This is a genomic window from Vibrio harveyi (assembly GCF_030060435.1).
GTDB lineage: Bacteria > Pseudomonadota > Gammaproteobacteria > Enterobacterales > Vibrionaceae > Vibrio > Vibrio harveyi.
In genome coordinates, this window is sequence record NZ_CP125875.1 from 403,666 (window position 1) to 421,935 (window position 18,270).

An 18,270-nucleotide genomic window follows, 5' to 3' on the forward strand; every position below is an offset into this window, starting at 1 on the left:
AGTGGATATCCACCGAAGAGAGGAGCAATTTCGCCTCCAATTGTTGGTTTCAAACCAATATTCAATATGATGGGTATTGTTATAAAAATTTGTGATGATTATAAAACAGTGTTTTTTATCATGAAATACTTGTGACTGATGTCACGCTTTGTATTTGCATGTAAGACGTTGCTTACAAATGTCAGTTGTTGGTTATTTGAGCACAGTTTGAGTGTTCTCTAACCTTTTGTTATTTAAGCTATCGAGATCGCTCTAGGAATAAATGCGGCTGTGCTAAGCTTGCTAGCAGTTTCCATTGGCATTCGGTGCACTTACTTTGTTTACTGTCTATCACTCCAATCAGGTCGATGTTCTCAAATCACTTCTTGTTGAACTGATTCGCATCAACCCATTAGAAAACCCATTCGAAAAAGAGCAAATTCTGGTGCAGAGCCCGGGTATGTCTCAGTGGTTAAAAATGGAATTGGCGAAAGAGTTTGGTGTTGCGGCAAACCTAGAGTTTCCGCTGCCAGCGACCTTTATCTGGGAAATGTTTACCCAAGTATTGGCTGATGTGCCAAAACGCAGTGCCTTCAACAAAGAAGCCATGACGTGGAAGCTGATGCACTTGCTTCCGGGTTTGTTGAACGAAGCGTCATTCGAACCTTTGGCACGTTATCTTCAAGACGACAGTGACAACTCCAAGCTGTATCAATTAGCAGAGAAAATTGCCGATATCTTTGATGGCTATTTGGTGTACCGACCAGAGTGGATTGCAAGCTGGGAAGCAGGAGAAACGGTGCCTGAACTTGAAGACGAGCATCCATGGCAGCCGATTTTGTGGCAGGCATTGTACGACCACACGGTTACCCTTGGGCAATCGCCTTATCATCGTGCCAATTTGTACGAACACTTCATTGATACGCTCGAAAACTTCAACGGCAATTTTGATCATCTGCCGAAGCGTCTGTTTGTGTTTGGTATCTCTTCACTGCCACCACGTTACATGGATGCGCTAAAAGCTATTGGTGAACATATTGATGTCCATCTAATGTTTACTAACCCCTGCCGTTATTATTGGGGTGAAGTACGCGACCGTAAATTCCTAGCTCGCTTAGCAGCAAAACATCGTCAGCACGTGGTGTGGCAAGAAGACCATTCTGAAGTGCAAGGTGAGACTGAGCAGCTAAAAGGTTCACTAGAAGAAAACGTGGTGGATGAGCTGCATACCGATGTGGTGGGTAACAGTTTGTTGGCTTCGATGGGCAAACTTGGACGCGATAACATGTATCTGTTGTCGCAGCTTGAATCCCATGAGATAGAAGCTTTTGTTGATGTTGAGCGCGACAGTCTGCTCCATCAACTTCAAGCTGACATTCTTAATTTAGAAGAGCACCAAGACGACGAGCAAATCGACAGCAGTCAGCACAAACAAGTGGTGAGTTTGGGTGATAAATCTCTGAGCTTGCACTCTTGCCACAGCCCAATGCGAGAAGTGGAAGTGCTACATGACCAGCTTCTGGCGATGTTCGATGCCGATCCGACACTGAAACCGCGCGATATTATTGTCATGGTGGCAGACATCAATGCCTACAGCCCTGCGATTCAGGCGGTGTTCGGCAATGCGCCGGGTGAGCGATTTATTCCTTACTCGATTTCAGACCGAACGGCCGATCAAGAAAGCCCAATTTTGGCGGCTTTCATGCAACTTGTTAATTTACCGAATACACGTTGTTTGGCTTCTGAATTACTTGAGTTGTTAGAAACGCCGGCGATTTTGAAGCGATTCGACTTAAGCGAAGATGATTTCCTTCAAGCCAAACTATGGGTGGAAGAATCTGGTATTCGCTGGGGGCTAGATAGCCATACGGGCAGCGAATTTGAACTGCCAGAAACACGCCAAAATACATGGCAATTTGGTATTCAGCGTATGTTATTAGGCTACGCGATGCCAGAATCTGCCGGTTTGTTTGAAGCGCAAGAAGGTAGCCTCTCACCATACAATGAAGTGCAAGGCATGGGCGCAGAACTTGCTGGTAAGTTAGCCCACTTTATTCAACAAATTAGCCAATATCGCCGCAAACTTTCCCATGTTCAGTCGATTGATGCATGGCGTGAAACCTTGGTGGCAATGTTGGATGACTTCTTCTCTGTTGAGTTAGAAGGGGAAATGGCGCTTAAGTCGATTCGAGATACCCTGAGCCAACTGAAAGAACAGCTAGCTGATGCGGCATTTGATGATGCCTTGTCGCCTTCCATTGTTAGCCAGTATCTACAAAACAAGCTGTCAGGGACGCGGGTCAGCCAGCGCTTCCTTGCTGGACAAGTGAACTTCTGTACGCTGATGCCGATGCGCTCGATCCCATTTAGAACCGTATGTTTACTCGGTATGAACGATGGTGTGTACCCGCGCTCAATGCCACCAGAAGGTTTTGACCTAATGACAGGGCGTACTAAACCGGGCGACCGTTCACGTCGAGACGATGACCGTTACCTATTCTTAGAAGCCGTGCTGTCTGCACAGCAAAGTTTGTACATCAGTTATGTTGGACGTTCTATCCAAGACAACACTGAGCGCGTGCCGTCTGTGCTGGTGTCGGAGTTGATGGAATATTGCCACCAGAACTACTGCTTAGATGGCGATCAAGACCAGCCTGTTGATGACTCCGGAGATAAACTACTCAACGAGTTAGTGAACGTACATGCCATGGTGCCATTCAGCCCAAGCGCATTCCAAGGTTCTCATTCAAGCTATGCCAAAGAGTGGATTCCAGCTGCGTTGACCCAAAGCAATCAATCGCAAGGTCATGCGCGTGGCGAGTTTAACCGCGCATTGGATGATTACTTACTTGGCGCAACCTTCCCAATCGAATTGGACTTGGTGGAATTACAACGCTTCTGGCGTTTGCCTGTACAGTATTTCTTTAACCGTCGTTTGAAAGTGATGTTCGAGCCGCCGTTACCTGTGATGGAAGACGATGAGCCGTTTGTTTTAGGTGGCTTAGAAAGCTATCAGATGCGCGATGAGTTATTAGAAACCTTGCTCGAAACCGCCATTACTCAACCGTCCGCAAAAGCAGACGTACTCAAGCACTTCATGAGTGAGCAACGCGCGCAGGGCAAATTACCGGTTGGCGCATTTGGTGATATCGAGTTTGAAACCAACCGCGTGCAAGCGGAAGAGTTGGTGGATAAGTTGGCGTTTTTATCCGGTGCGCCGCAAGACGATTTAGAAATCGACCTTACCTTCGATGTGCTTGGTGAAGGAAAAAACATCCGTCTAACCGGTTGGCTAACTCAGTGTTATCAGTCTGGGTTGATTCGCTACCGAAGCGGTAAAATTCGTGCGCAGGATTATCTTGCTGCATGGATTGATCATCTTGCTATGTCTGCCTCTGGTCAGGCTAGAAAGACCCACGTTATCGGTTATGACCGCAAGGAAGGCGCGGTGCATTTAGTTTACCCTGCAATGGCAGACGCTGATCAAGCGAAACAATTTCTTGCTGAATTAGTACGTCTGTTTTTTGAAGGCATGACTAAGCCATTGCCATATTTCCCGAAAACAGCACTGGCGTGTGTCGAGGCGGGCTTTAGTCGTGGCCACTGGGCTGATGACGAAGAGAAATCGCTGAAGAAAATGGCGGACGCATTCAATGATGGGTACATGAGCCCAGGCGAAGGAAACAATGCGTATATTTCGCGTATTTGGTCTGCTTGGAATGATGAGCTTGCAGCAGAAGTTCGCACACTGACTGCATTGGTTCTTCAAGGCGCAAGATTGACGGCGATGGATGCTGAAAGTATACCCAAGTAACCTCAAGATGCTTGGTTCAGCGAGATTGACTTGGCTTGTAGGCGAGGCGATGATTTGAAGATCTAGTGGCTCTAAATTAAAAATCGTCAACGAAGTATACGAGCCAAGACAACTCGCCCTTCGGGAGCGTGTCACTGAAGCAATTTCATCGTCAAACAACTTGGAAAGAGTAATCTATTACACAGCGTTGTTTTCCTTGCTTATTTTCGATAAACAGGGAATCAGTGACAACGCTCTGAATCCTGTATCTTGAAGTCACTTGGGTATAAGAATAAGTTGGATTATTTAGATAAAGAAGAGAGTAGGGTGGCCGCCAGAAAATCATTATTTTTTGTAGGGCGTTCGCTGTACGGCCACAAGGTCAGAGGGACCATGATTCGTTTGAGTGTAGCCGCCTGAATGGCTTGGCTTATCTCGTGAGGCGCATACTAACGGTACTCCGTAATGATAACCGTGAGTGAGATCCCACAAAGGTTTAAATATTCCAACCTATTAGACTCATTAATAAAATTTTTAACGATAGATCACATTATAGGGTTTGTTGATCTTTAGATGCGAAACGCCTTTGAAGATCTACATGTCCTTGTTGAATACTTGGAGAGATTCAGCGTTATGGCGCAAATGTCAGTTCCAACTCCACTGCAAACCATGACTTTTCCGCTGCATGGTGCAAGGCTAATTGAAGCATCTGCGGGTACGGGTAAAACCTTTACCATCGCGGGTTTGTATCTGCGACTCCTACTAGGGCATGGCACGACTGATACCAAACATCGCGTGCCGTTGACTGTGGATCAAATTCTGGTAGTGACTTTTACCGAAGCCGCAACTGCAGAGTTACGTGATCGTATTCGTGCGCGTATTCACGACGCGAGGATCGCATTCGCTCGCGGACAAAGCTCAGATCCTGTGATTCAACCTTTGCTGGAAGAAGTCGAGGATCATAAGCAAGCCGCTGAGATCCTATTGCAAGCAGAGCGCCAAATGGATGAAGCCGCGGTGTACACCATTCACGGTTTCTGTCAACGCATGCTGACGCAAAACGCATTTGAATCTGGTAGTCGTTTCAATAATGAGTTTGTGACAGACGAAAGCCATCTTAAAGCGCAAGTGGTTGCCGATTACTGGCGTCGTAACTTCTATCCTCTGCCATTCGCTTTGGCAGGAGAAGTGCGTCAACTATGGGGCTCGCCATCGGATCTACTTTATGACATCAGTAACTACCTCACGGGTGCGCCGCTAAGTCTCTCTGTTCCTGCAATGCAAGGTAGCCTTGCCGATTTGCATGAGCAAAATTTAAAGCAAATTGATGCTTTGAAAGCCCAATGGTGTGATAGCCAGGAGGATTTCCTCGCACTGATTTCTGATTCCGACGTCAACAAACGCAGCTACACCAAAAAGTCTTTACCGACATGGTTAGAAGCGGTCAACGTATGGGCTTCGACAGAAACCACGGGCTATGACTATCCAGATAAACTGGAGAAGTTCGCGCAGAATGTGTTATTTGAGAAAACCCCGAAAGGCACTGCGCCACAGCACCCGGTGTTTGAGGCGATAGAAGCCTTCCTTGCCAACCCAATCAGCTTAAAAGCGCCATTGTTAGCTCATGCGATTGAGCATTGTCGCGTGATGCTGGCAAAAGCAAAAAATCAGAAACAATGGTTGTCATTCGATGACTTGCTGACTCAGCTTTCTGCCTCGATTGATACCGATGAAACCGCACTACTGACAGAGCGTATCCGTACGCTTTATCCGGTTGCGATGATCGATGAATTCCAAGATACCGACCCACTGCAATACAGTATTTTCAGCCGCATTTATTTGGATAATCCTGAGTGCGGTTTGTTTATGATCGGTGACCCGAAGCAGGCGATTTACGGTTTCCGTGGGGCGGATATCTTTACCTACATCAAGGCGCGTAACCAAGTTAGTGCTCACTACACGCTTGGTACCAACTGGCGCTCAAGTGCCGATATGGTATTGGCAGTGAACCAGATTTTTGCTCTGCCAGATAGCCCGTTTATTTATGACTCTGACATTCCATTCCATTCTGTGGATTACAGCCCAAGTGCCGACAAACGCGTTTGGACCATGGGTGGTCAAAAACAGCCTGCACTGACTTATTGGCTGCAAGAAGCGGAAGATAAACCTCTGCCAAAAGGTGACTACCTCACCGCTATGGCAGAGGCGACAGCAAGCCAAATTCAAACCATTTTGACCTCCGCGCAACAAGGCCAAGCGTGTCTGGTCAATGGCGAGAAGCAGAAGCCAGTTAAAGCGGGCGACATTGCAGTATTGGTGCGAACGGGTAGCGAAGGTCGCATGGTCAAGCAGGCGTTAGCAGACCAAGGCATTGCCAGTGTGTACCTTTCTAACCGCGATAGCGTGTTTACCAGTTCTGTGGCGCAAGACTTACAGCGTTTGCTGCAAGCGGTGTTAACGCCAGAAAACGACAGAGCATTACGCGCCAGCCTAGCATCAGAATTATTTGCTCTGGATGCAGCCAGCTTAGACGCCCTCAACAACGATGAAACCGTGTGGGAAAACGCGGTTAACGAGTTCAAAGAATACCGTAAGCTTTGGGTGCAACGTGGTGTGCTTCCTATGCTGCGAGCAGTGATCAGTAAGCGTCATATTGCTGAGCGTTTGCTAGAAGAAGGGGCGAGCTCGCAAAGTGAGAACGGTGAGCGAGTACTTACCGATTTGATGCACATTGGTGAACTATTGCAGCAAGCGAGCAACGAATTAGACAGCGACCACGGTTTGCTGCGTTGGTTAGCGCAATCCATCAGCGATGCAGAACATGGCCTAGGTGGCAGTGATGACCAAATTCAGCGTCTGGAATCAGAGCGTAACTTGGTGCAAATCGTCACCATTCACAAATCTAAAGGTCTGGAATATGACTTGGTCTTCTTGCCATTTGTGTTCGGTTACCGAGAAGCGAGTGAAGCCAAATACTACGACGCAGAGAACGATCGCACCGTACTCGATATCACTGGCAATGATGCGTCGTTAAAACAAGCAGATAAAGAGCGCCTTGCTGAAGACTTGCGTCTTATATACGTAGCGCTAACGCGAGCCGTGTATGCCTGCTTTATTGGCGCTTCGCCGCTACGCAATGGTCGCTCAACCAAAGAGCCAACCGGCGTGCATCACAGTGCGATTGGTTACTTGGTGCAAAATGGTCAAGAGGGTGGCATCAACGACCTGTTTGTTGGGTTGAAGAAGCAACAAGAGAATCTTGATAACGTCGCGATTTGTGATCCTCCAAAGCAACACGACGAGATGTATGTTGCGGAGCAAACCGAGTTGGAAGCGTTGACAGCTAAAGAGCTGCAAAACCCAATTGATAGAAACTGGCGAATCACCAGTTACTCGGGCTTGGTTAAACAAGGTTCTCATCATGCTGAACATGACGCGACGATTGAAATCATTGGCTTTGATATCGACTCTTCAGAAGAGCAAGATGAAGCTGAATTGGTTGAGCCAGAACGCTCTATCTTCAACTTCCCGCGTGGCGCACGTCCGGGTACTTTTCTGCACAGCTTATTTGAGGAAATTGAGTTTACTCAGCCCGCGACAACGGAAGAGAACACCCAAATCATCCTCGGCTTGATGGAAAGTGAACAGCTTGATGAAGAGTGGCTGCCAATCCTGCAACAGTTGATTGATACCGTGCTGGCAACGCCGTTGGATAGCAAAGCCCTGCTGCTCAATCAAAAAGGTCCGGCGCAACGTTTGGTTGAGATGGAATTCTTATTGCCGATTGAAGTGTTGTCTGCACCTGCATTGAACCGCGTGATTCAACGTCATGATCCGCTGTCTGCCAAAGCGGGCGATTTGGGTTTCCAAACCGTGCAAGGCATGTTGAAAGGCTTTATTGACTTGGTGTTTGAGCACCAAGGCAAATACTACGTCCTCGACTGGAAATCGAACCACTTAGGTGATGATGTATTCCATTACCATGGCGATGCGTTGAAGTCGGCGATGGCGGATCATCGCTACGATCTGCAATACCAAATCTACGCTTTGGCGCTGCATCGTTTCTTGCGTAGCAGATTGCCAAATTATGATTATGAACAGCACTTTGGCGGCATTTATTACCTGTTCTTGCGTGGCATGGATGGGCAAAGTGATCATGGTGTTTTTTCTGCCAAGCCAACCTTTGAATTTTTACAAGAGATGGATCATTTGATTGATGGTCAAGCACCTGACACGCGATCCAGCGAATCGGGTCAGATGGAGTTAATTTGATGAAAACCAATGATCTTCTTTCTGAGCAAAACAGCCTTGTGGCAACACGAGATCTAGCGGCAACACCAGATCTATTGGCAACTTTAGAATCGTTAGCAAATAAAGGGGCGATTCGCCAGTTGGATTTCCAGTTCGCGCGCTTTATCTATTCGCAAGTTGAGCAACAAGCGAACAGCCAAGAACTGGCATTTATTGCTGGCGTGGTCAGCAGTGAGTTGGGGAAAGGACACATCTGTTTGCCTCTGTTTGATAGCCAAGGGCAACCAGCGGACCTTGCCAGTAAGCTTGGTCTGTTTGGTGAATCTGCGTTAGCGCTTAATACTCGGCTGCAAGGTGTTAACTGGGTTGAGCTTTTGCAAGCGTCAGCCTTGGTTGGTGCTCAAGGTGAAGCCTTGCCAATGATGTTTGATGGTGAGCGTCTCTACTTACATCGTTACTGGCACTATGAAGTGACGTTGGCGGACAAGCTCAATCAACTCAGCGCGGCTGTAAATCTACAGCCTCAAGAGTTCACACGTTTGTCTGAGTTGCTGCATCATTTATTCGCTCGTCAGTACCACTTTCTGTTCAATGCATTAGCCAAAGCGGCAGAGGCAGGAACCAGTAACCAAGTTCTACGCCAGCAATTAGTTTGTGACCATTTGGATGTGGTTACTGTAGACAGTCTCGATTGGGCTGCCATTGATGCGGCAGTCTGCCAAGCGAAACAAGTTCACGATCTACAAGTGCTGGACAAGCTTGTACCATTATCGGCTTGTGTTAACTGGCAGAAAGTCGCTGCTGCGGTGGCACTGACGCGTCGTTTTGCGGTGATTTCCGGTGGTCCGGGTACGGGTAAAACCACTACGGTAACCAAACTGCTTGCCGCATTGATTGAGCAAGCAGGACAAGAGAAAAACCTCACCATCAAGCTGGTGGCGCCAACAGGTAAAGCGGCAGCGCGTTTGACGGAATCTATTGGTAAAGCGATTCAAGAGTTGCCAGTGGAGCCTGAGCTTAAAGCGAAGATTCCAACCGAATCGAGCACTTTGCATCGCCTGTTGGGCGCGATCCCGAACAGTGCAGAGTTTCGTCACAACAAACAAAATCCGCTGCACCTCGATATTTTAGTGGTGGATGAAGCCTCCATGGTCGATCTGCCGATGATGTACAAAGTCGTCGATGCGCTGCCAAAGCATGCACGTTTGATTCTACTGGGAGATAAAGACCAGTTGGCATCGGTAGAGGCAGGTGCGGTGCTAGGTGATATCTGTTCGTTCCACGCATTTGGCTTCAGCAAAGAGCAGGCGTCTGCAGTCGCGAAGTTAACAGGCTTTGACACCTTGGCGTACAGCACCAACAGTAATGCTTCGATTGCCAATAGTTTGTGTATGCTGCAAAAGAGTTACCGATTCGATGCCCGTTCTGGTATCGGTCAGCTAGCGAAAGCGGTCAATGCAGGCTCAGCCGCAAAAGTAGACGACGTTTGGAATCGTGATTTTACTGATATCGAGCATTTCGCACTGAGTAGCCAAAACTACAATCAGATGATGCAGACTTTGGTTGCCGAATATGGTCGTTATTTAAAACGCATCGGACAGCAAGAGATTGACCAGAAGACTGGGGAGCCAGAAACACTGACCCACAAAGCCAAAGCCGTGTTGGATACCTTTAATCAATGCCGATTATTGTGTGCCATTCGTGAAGGTGACTTTGGTGTGACGGGTTTAAACCAACGCATTGAAAAAGCACTAGCAGCACGTAAGTTGATTCAAACCCAAGATGAACTTTGGTATCACGGTAGACCAGTAATGGTCACGCGTAATGATCATGGCTTGGGGTTGTATAACGGTGACATCGGCATTTGTATGCGAGATGACAGCGAAGGTGAATCGCGTCTTAAAGTGTTCTTCGAATTGCCGGATGGTAGCGTGAAGTCGGTGCTGCCAAGCCGAGTGCCTGAGCATGAAACCGCATATGCGATGACCATTCACAAATCACAGGGCAGTGAGTTTGAATACACGCTAATGATTTTGCCGCCAGATTTCAGTCCAATCCTCACTCGCGAGCTGATCTACACAGGAATTACTCGCGCGAAAAAACGCCTTGCGATGTACGCTGAGATGAATGTCCTCAAGCGTGGTATTAAGGTGAAAACTACCCGATCGAGTGGGTTAGTATCTCGCTTGTCTAGTTAAAACAAAAAGACCGAGCACCATGCTCGGTCTTTTTTAATTTTGTGTAAACGCATTGGTAAATGACACGCTGCGAATTTTGTACTGCTGCTGATAAGCCAAGATAAAATCTCTGATGGCATCATTGACGGGGAACACGCAATGGACATCAAGCCCTTCCAAAAACTGGTTGTCTGCCATATCCCAAAAGCTTTGAAGCGAATTGCAAATAATGGTTCTCATAACAGTGCTCATCTTATTCATTTTAAGAGTAACAGCTGTCCTTGATGTATCGTGCTGAGTTGTCAAAGCTCTCAGCACTTTAGGGTGAAGAACGTTCACCTAGATCCATACTGTTGATTGATTAAAGCTCAATCAAACATTGAACAGAGTATAACCAACAGTATGTATATTGAAAAGGTTAAATTGCGACCAGTGTCAATGTAATGCTTTGCATAATAAGATATGTAGTTTTCGTGCCCTTGCTCGTTGTTTCTACAGATCTAAAGCTAAGATTTTTGACTTGCGCTGGAAGTTATACAAACCTTGCTTTGCTCCTGGTAGGTAATCGACGCCTACTTCATAAAAGCCTTGTTCTCTGAACCAATGTAAGCTGTGCGTAGTGAGCACAAAGATTTGGTTGATGTCGTCAGACTTAGAGCGATGCTTCATATAATTCAGCAATAACAATCCTCGATTGCCATCGCGATAGTCTGGGTGGATCGCCACACAAGCCATCTCCGCTTTTTGCTCCTCAATATATGGGTACAAAGCTGCGCAACCGATGATCAGGCCATCTTTCTCGATGATGGTGAATTTATTAATTTCTTGCTCAAGTTGTTCGCGAGAACGCCTTACTAGCACGCCTTGCTCTTCTAATGGGCGAATTAGATCTAAAATACCGCCAATATCGTCGATGTCCGCTTCACGTATCTGTTCGGCACTGGCCATCACTACTTGTGTACCGATACCATCAAAAGAGAACAATTCTTGGATAAGTGCGCCATCCACCTTGTAACTAATAAGGTGGCTTCGAGGTACTCCAGCTCGGCAAGCTGCAATCGAACCGTTAAGAAAACGCAGAGTTCCAGAGTGGTAATCGCTGTCTGGGGATGTATTTTCAGTGAGTTTTTTAATGACATGTTCGGCTTCGATAGGGAATAATTCCGCCACCGCATTGCCATTGTCATCAATGACCCCTTGTTCTGAACAGAACCCAATCAATTTATCTGCTCCTAACTTGATCGCAAGTTGAGTCGCCACTTCCTCAGAAAGCAGATTAAAACATTCACCAGTTACTGAGCTGGCAATAGGACCGAGTAACACAATCGAACCTTGATCGAGTGTACGGTGAATAGCATCGGTATCGATTCGACGGATACGACCGCTATGGCAATAGTCGACGCCATCATCAACACCAAGAGGTTGAGCGATGACAAAGTTACCGCTTACAACGTTGAGTTGCGTGCCTGCCATTGGTGTGTTGTTAAGGCTCATAGATAAGCGTGCGGTAATGGCTAGCTGAAGTTGTCCCGCTGCTTGCATAACTACCGAAAGTGCGGCTTCGTCGGTGATCCTGATATTCTTATGATATGGCGTAGTAAGGTCTTGTTTTTCCAGCAGTTGATTGATCTGTGGTCTAGCGCCATAGACGATGACGACTTTGATGCCAAGGCTGTGCATCAATGCAATGTCATTGATAATGTTGCCAAAGTTCTTATCAGCAACCGCTTCGCCACCTAACATCAGCACCATGGTTTTTCCACGGTGTGCGTTTACATAGGGCGTGGATTGACGGAATCCTTTAACCAGAGCAGTACTACGAATTTTCACTACAGCCATTCCTTGTGTTTATTTATGCTCTAATATTGTCTTTTTATTCAATTGTTGGCAAGGCAATTTTTTGGAATAGAGTCCAAACATCGAGAGTATGATACTTGGTTCTGTTTGGGCGAAGAGGGTACAATGCTCCGGTCTAGTTTAATTACGTGAGCCTCATGTCTTCAGTTGTAAATAAGAATGCTGCGATCACTGCTCAAACCGAGCAAAATTCATCAACCAAATCGACATTACGCAAGTGGACAGAGCGTTCTCTGATGTTAACTGCGCTTGTTGGGACAATTGCCGTTCTTTTGATGTACGGCGACTTAATTACGCGCTATGTAAATCCGCCGATTCCTAAATCTACCGTTTATGGCAAGTGGGTGGAGCAAGATGTTGCACCTTATGCCCGCGAAGAGTTCATCCTGAGTGAACGAGGGGTGATGGTTCGTGGCTCCACGGTCGCTACTGACTTTGAGTTCGATGGTGATAGCTTGTCTTATAAAGTGGGTTCAACTGTTCGCACTTTTGAGTTTGTCGGGCAGCACTATGCCGAGATGAAATTAGATGCGAATGCCCATTATCTGCCCGTTTTTCATTTAGAAGGACACTCTAACTTAGCGGTTCGATAACCCACTCTTTTAAAGCGCGATTCGTTGCATGATGGCAGGGCGTCGCGTTTTGTCACATCTTTATGTTCTTGCGACTTTTCACAAACATTTTCCGGACAATCGTTTGATTCCATTGCTGTTATTATTCTCAACCCAGTTTAAATGGATAAATTGACAGCAAACAGAGCATTTGCCTTAGCGCTGATACACTTTGTCGCAGCTTTTCAATTGCGTCGTGTGCATTTGTTTGCCATCCTTTTGCTATCTTCTTTTATGGAAAAAACACGTGCTTAAAAAACTCCTTCCTATCGTCTCTTTAGCTTTGCTATTTGGTTGTGCCGCCGATCAAAACGATCGCGCTCAACAATATTTAGATGGCGAGTTTCCAAACATCCTAAATAAAACGGATGTGGTGGAATCAAACAAACCGCAAGACTTTACTGAATTCAATAAGCAAGCAGAGCAGGTGGTGATTAACTCTCCTTCAATGGCAAAAATGTACCAACCGTTGTATGAAAAATTGAGCGAGTGGGCATTGCAAAGTGGCGATACGACAGCTTTGAGTGCATATGGCATTCAGGCTGCGCAGCTTGGTGGTGGGGATAAAAAGGGTAACGTGTTGTTTACTGGATATTTCTCTCCGGTGATGGAATTACGCCATGAGCCAAATGAAAAGTTTAAATACCCAGTGTATGGCAAGCCGACGTGTAGCTCAGATTGTCCGACTCGTGCCGAAATCTACAACGGTGCACTAGAAGGGCAAGGGCTTGAGTTGGGTTACGCGCCAAATATGATCGACCCATTTATGATGGAAGTGCAGGGCAGCGGTTTTGTTCACTTTGAAGATGATGACACGTTGGAATATTTTGCTTATGCAGGCAAGAACAACAAAGCCTATGTGAGCATTGGTCGAATTTTGATTGAACGTGGAGAAGTACCACGTGAAAAGATGTCATTAAAAGCAATCAAAGAATGGGTAATGGCAAACGATGAAGCAACGGTTCGTGAGTTGCTTGAGCAAAATCCGTCTTATGTCTTCTTCGCGCCACAAGCGGATGCGCCGGTAACGGGTTCTGCAGGTATCCCTCTATTACCAATGGCATCGGTGGCGGGCGATCGCTCGATTCTTCCTATGGGTACGCCAATTTTGGCAGAAGTACCGTTACTTAATAAAGACGGTACATGGAGTGGTGCGCACCAACTCCGCCTTCTCATTGTGCTGGACACTGGCGGAGCGGTAAAACAAAACCATCTCGACCTGTACCATGGTATGGGGCCACGTGCAGGTACCGAAGCGGGTCATTACAAGCACTTTGGTCGAGTATGGAAGTTGGGTTTGGAAAACACACCAACGCAAGCGCCTTGGGCTTTACCACCAGAGAAGTTACAATAAGCGCCTAGTGAGAGGAATCACCTCTCATCATCTAGACATTTCCTCAAAGAGTGCGTATAAATCGCACTCTTTGTTTTTCTATCGATCATCTGGAACTTCAATATGCGTGAACTCGATACTCCGGCATCTGACAGCTACAACCAACGTTTTGGTGGCACTCGTCGTCTCTACGGCAACAGCGAAGTAGAAATTCTTCGTGCTGCACACGTGTGTGTGATTGGTATTGGCGGTGTTGGTTCATGGGCGGTAGAAGCGCTGGCACGTACTGGTATTGGTGAGTTGACGCTTATCGATATGGATGACGTGTGTGTGACTAACATTAACCGTCAAATTCATGCGATGACTGGCACGGTTGGTCAAAGCAAAATTGAAGTAATGGCAGAGCGCGTTAAGCTGATTAACCCTGAGTGTAAGGTCAATCTGATTGACGATTTCATCACGCCAGATAACCAGCACGAGTACTTGAGCAAAGAGTTCGATTACGTGTTGGATGCGATCGATAGTGTAAAAGCAAAAGCGTCGCTATTGGCTTACTGCCGTAGTAACAAGATTAAAGTGATCACAACCGGCGGTGCTGGTGGTCAAATCGATCCAACCCAAATCATGGTGGCAGATCTGACCAAAACAATCCAAGATCCACTGGCTAAGAAGATCAAAGACACATTGCGTCGTCATCATAACTTCCCGAAAAATCCAGCACGTAAGTTTGGTATCGATTGTGTGTTCTCTACCGAGCAATTGAAGTACCCACAAGCCGATGGTTCAGTATGCGGCGTGAAATCGACAGCAGAAGGTCCAAAACGTATGGACTGTGCGAGTGGTTTTGGCGCAGCGACGGTTGTAACAGCAACGTTTGGTTTTGTTGCGGTATCTCGTATTGTTGAAAAGCTGATCCAAAAGCATAAGAAGTAATTCAGAGAAGAGAGCGCATCATGACTGATTTTCCTGTTTCGCCGTTTGGCACTGACATTACCAGTGAAGACATCGCTGCAACCATGCAGCAATTTAAAGGTTGGGAAGACCGTTACCGTCAGGTAATTCAATGGGGTAAAAAGTTGCCTCAAATGCCTGAAGAGCTTAAATCAGAGCAAGTTACGGTATCTGGCTGTGAAAGCCTAGTATGGCTGGTGAGCAAAGAGCAAGACGGTGTATGGCACTTCTGTGCTGATTCTGATGCGCGTATTGTACGTGGTTTGATTGCCTTGGTGATGGCGGCTTACGACGGTAAAACGGCAGAGCAAATTCAAGTGTTTGATATTGATGCTTACTTTGAAAAACTCGGTTTAATTGCTCACCTAAGCCCATCGCGTGGTAATGGTTTGAAAGCGATTGTTGAGCAGATCAAAACACAGGCTCAGTAGTTGGCGTTAGTTAAAATCGCGCAAAGAACAAAACAAAGAAAAGGATTGAAGCCAAGTGGTTTCAACCCTTTTTCTATGTATCTAGATTGGTATCTTGATTGTTAAAGCATATCGACCGCTTTCTCGACTGCTGCAATCAGCTTCTCAACATCCTCTGACGTATTGTAGATACCAAAAGAAACACGCACCGTGCCTTTGACGTTAAGTGCATCCATCAGAGGGTGAGCACAGTGATGCCCGGCGCGAACAGCGATACCTTGTTGATCAAGCAGCGTGGCAATGTCTTGGTGGTGAACGCCATCCATCACAAAGGTAAGCACTGAAGCGCTCGGTTGGTAACCGAGGATTTGAATGTCATCCAATTGGCTTAGTGCTTGGTAAGCTTTGTTCTGCAGAGAATGCAGATGTGCCTCGACTGCGGCTTGGTCGAAGCCTTGGTACCAATCGATGGCTTTCGCTAGAGCAATCGCGCCGGCGACGTTTGGTGTGCCTGCCTCAAACTTACCCGGCAAGGCAGAGAAGGTGGTTTTCTCAAACGAGACTCTTTCGACCATTTTGCCGCCGCCATGCCATGGTGGCATTGCTTCTAAAAGTTCAAGTTTGCCATACAGTACGCCAATCCCAGCGGGTGCATACAGTTTGTGACCGGAGAAAACATAAAAATCAACATCAAGCTCTGCCAAGTTCAACGGTTCATGAACGATACCTTGTGCACCATCAACAACAACAACCGCACCTGCTGCATGTGCCGTTGCGATGATTTTCTCGATAGGTTGACGAGAGCCAGTGACGTTGGTGATTTGTGCACACGCCACGATTTTACAGCGCTCCGACAACAGTGCTTCAAACGCATTGATATCGAACTGGCAATCGGAGGTCATCGGAACTTTAACGATTTTCGCGCCCGTTTGCTCCGCGACAATTTGCCAAGGCACGATGTTCGCGTGGTGTTCCATTTCACTGATCAGGATTTCATCACCGGCTTGGAGTGTGCTGCGAGCATAAGTTTGTGCGATTAGGTTTAGTGCTTCGGTTGCGCCTCTAGTCCAAATGATTTCTTTTGAACTGCTTGCTCCTATGAACTTCGCAACGGTTTCACGAGCCGCTTCAAATTGACTGGTCGCGTTGGCTGTTAAGCTGTGACTGCCACGGTGCACGTTAGCATTTTGTGCACTGTAGTAACGGCTAATCACATCGATCACGCACTGTGGCTTTTGTGTTGTTGCTGCGCTATCAAGGTAAACCAAAGGCGATTGGTTGACGTCTTGATTTAGGGCTGGGAATTGTTCGCGTACAGCGTTTACGTCAAACATTATTCGTCACCGAGTTCGTGATAATGCAGTGTTGGGATAGTGACTAACGGCTCAGCAACCATCCATCCATGTTCTTTACCGGAAAGTTTGATAATGATTTCCATCGCGAACTCAAGTGCAGTTCCTGGTCCCTGACTTGTCAGTAGGTTGTGATTCACATCCATGGTGACACGTTTAGCTCGCCATTTGTCTTCAGGAATATGAGATTGGAAGCTTGGATGACATGTCATCAGGGCTTCAGGGTAAAGGTTGTGATGTTGCAAAACCAAAGCTGGCGCTGCACAAATCGCGGCAACCAGTTTTCCTTCGTACATATGTTGTTTCAGAATCTCAATCATGATGGTGCTATCACGGAAGGTTTCTGCGCCGCCAACACCACCAGACAGAACAATTGCATCAAACTCATCGTCAGCAATATCAACCAATTTACAATCCGCTGTCAGTGTTACACCGCGAGAGGCTTTCATTGTAAGGGCACCATCGAAGTCTGCGCTTGCTACCGTCACGTCATAACCAGCACGAACCATCATATCGATAACGGTTACCGCTTCCATTTCCTCTGTGCCCGGAGCGATAGGTACTAAGATCTTTTTGTTCATTGTTCTGTCCAGCTTTGTTCAATCTGTTTGATGTGTTGATAGAGTTTTGCGTTCTCTGGCGTACTAATTTGGTGTTTTTCGGCAGCTTGCAGCAAATAACCAGTAATAAAGTCTATCTCGGTACGACGTTGGTGAAAGACATCTTGTCTCATAGAAGAGTAGTTTGCAGCTGTAGCGTTAACCACCTGCATAATTGTGGCATGTAAAGAGTCAAAATCGATCTTTATCTCTTCTTTGTTCATGACTGCTACCAACTCATAAGTGATGCTTTTTAATGTCACTGCAAACTCAGGAGCAGCAAGATCACCATTTTTGCATTGATGGATGGCCGTCAGGGGGTTGATTGCACAATTGATCGCAAGCTTGGTCCACAGCGCAGTATTGATGTTTGGGTTCCAACTGACTTCTGGTAAAGCGTGGTTCATCACTTGCGCGAGAAATTCGCATTGATTGCCTTTGGTATTAAAACCACCTAATTGGGTGTGACCATGACCAGTATGAAGAACCTGTGCTTTGCTTGGTTTATAGGCACCGTGTGTGGTGGTTGCAATCACGATAGGGTTATCAGTGAGCTTTGTTTCCAAAAGTGGTGCTGTTCCCATGCCATTGTGCATCAGCATTACAATGGTATCAGTGTTGATATACGGCAAAAGAGGGGTTATCGCTTCGTCTACTTGCCATGCTTTTACTGTCACAACAATCAGGTCTGCGGCTTGTACAGAAGGAAGGTGTTGATTAGCAAAATTAATTGCAGGAGAGTCATCAAGTTGAAGCAGTTGCTTACTATCTGAGGTTCTTCCCCACAAGGAGACGTTGTGTCCGGCAAGTTGGAATTTGGTCGCCCAGAGTGAGCCAACGGCTCCAGGTCCAAGGATAAGAATATTCACCAAACGCTCTCATTAAAAAGGTTTGCTGCAAGGATAATGAGGGAAAAAAGGAAAGCAAATAAAAATGGCGCCAGAAGGCGCCATTTTT

The 18,270-nt window shown here is 46.6% G+C and carries 12 protein-coding genes; 7 read left to right on the top strand and 5 right to left on the bottom strand.

The window, feature by feature from the left end:
- Positions 1-316 precede the first annotated feature (316 nt).
- The 3 genes from recC (at position 317) to recD (ending at position 10,221) form a co-directional block, all read left to right on the top strand.
- Complete coding sequence (gene recC, locus QMY49_RS01875; protein WP_283314026.1) at positions 317-3,793, top strand: exodeoxyribonuclease V subunit gamma; 3,477 nt, start codon at positions 317-319, stop codon at positions 3,791-3,793.
- Positions 3,794-4,405: 612 nt separating this feature from the next.
- Positions 4,406-8,044: an exodeoxyribonuclease V subunit beta gene (recB, locus tag QMY49_RS01880; RefSeq protein WP_283312594.1), complete on the top strand. Its 3,639-nt coding sequence runs from the start codon at positions 4,406-4,408 to the stop codon at positions 8,042-8,044.
- Positions 8,044-10,221 (top strand): exodeoxyribonuclease V subunit alpha, encoded by a 2,178-nt coding sequence (gene recD / locus QMY49_RS01885; RefSeq protein ID WP_283312595.1) that lies wholly within the window; start codon positions 8,044-8,046, stop codon positions 10,219-10,221. The genes recB and recD overlap by 1 nt, the downstream gene beginning before the upstream one ends.
- Positions 10,222-10,254: 33 nt before the next feature.
- On the opposite strand, the gene QMY49_RS01890 is transcribed toward recD, so the two are convergent.
- Complete coding sequence (locus tag QMY49_RS01890; protein WP_005450921.1) at positions 10,255-10,440, bottom strand: hypothetical protein; 186 nt, start codon at positions 10,438-10,440, stop codon at positions 10,255-10,257.
- 252 nt (positions 10,441-10,692) lie between these two features.
- Positions 10,693-12,030 carry an amino-acid N-acetyltransferase gene (gene argA, locus QMY49_RS01895; protein WP_283312596.1) on the bottom strand — a complete coding sequence of 446 codons (1,338 nt, stop codon included), beginning with the start codon at positions 12,028-12,030 and terminating at the stop codon, positions 10,693-10,695.
- Positions 12,031-12,194: 164 nt separating this feature from the next.
- Here argA and QMY49_RS01900 point away from each other — a divergent pair, with 164 nt between their 5' ends.
- From QMY49_RS01900 to csdE, 4 genes are all read left to right on the top strand, one after another.
- Positions 12,195-12,650 (top strand): DUF2850 domain-containing protein, encoded by a 456-nt coding sequence (locus QMY49_RS01900; protein ID WP_005450924.1) that lies wholly within the window; start codon positions 12,195-12,197, stop codon positions 12,648-12,650.
- Positions 12,651-12,915: 265 nt separating this feature from the next.
- Positions 12,916-14,022: a murein transglycosylase A gene (gene mltA, locus QMY49_RS01905; protein WP_005450926.1), complete on the top strand. Its 1,107-nt coding sequence runs from the start codon at positions 12,916-12,918 to the stop codon at positions 14,020-14,022.
- Between the two features lie 102 nt (positions 14,023-14,124).
- Positions 14,125-14,934, top strand: coding sequence for a tRNA cyclic N6-threonylcarbamoyladenosine(37) synthase TcdA (tcdA, locus tag QMY49_RS01910; RefSeq protein WP_005427322.1), 810 nt, complete (start codon positions 14,125-14,127; stop codon positions 14,932-14,934).
- Between the two features lie 20 nt (positions 14,935-14,954).
- Positions 14,955-15,383: a cysteine desulfurase sulfur acceptor subunit CsdE gene (gene csdE / locus QMY49_RS01915; protein ID WP_239970012.1), complete on the top strand. Its 429-nt coding sequence runs from the start codon at positions 14,955-14,957 to the stop codon at positions 15,381-15,383.
- A 101-nt stretch (positions 15,384-15,484) separates the two neighbouring features.
- Here csdE and csdA read toward each other — a convergent pair whose 3' ends face one another.
- The 3 genes from csdA to panE are packed head-to-tail and all read right to left on the bottom strand — an operon-like array spanning position 15,485 to position 18,182.
- Positions 15,485-16,696, bottom strand: a complete 1,212-nt coding sequence (gene csdA / locus QMY49_RS01920; RefSeq protein WP_050932571.1) for a cysteine desulfurase CsdA — start codon at positions 16,694-16,696, stop codon at positions 15,485-15,487.
- The gene (locus QMY49_RS01925) at positions 16,696-17,295 is read right to left on the bottom strand and encodes a DJ-1 family glyoxalase III (protein ID WP_005450930.1); all 600 of its coding nucleotides are present in this window, start codon (positions 17,293-17,295) and stop codon (positions 16,696-16,698) included. Before QMY49_RS01925 ends, csdA begins: the two co-directional genes overlap by 1 nt.
- Positions 17,292-18,182 (bottom strand): 2-dehydropantoate 2-reductase, encoded by an 891-nt coding sequence (gene panE / locus QMY49_RS01930; RefSeq protein ID WP_283312601.1) that lies wholly within the window; start codon positions 18,180-18,182, stop codon positions 17,292-17,294. Before panE ends, QMY49_RS01925 begins: the two co-directional genes overlap by 4 nt.
- Positions 18,183-18,270: the final 88 nt, after the last annotated feature.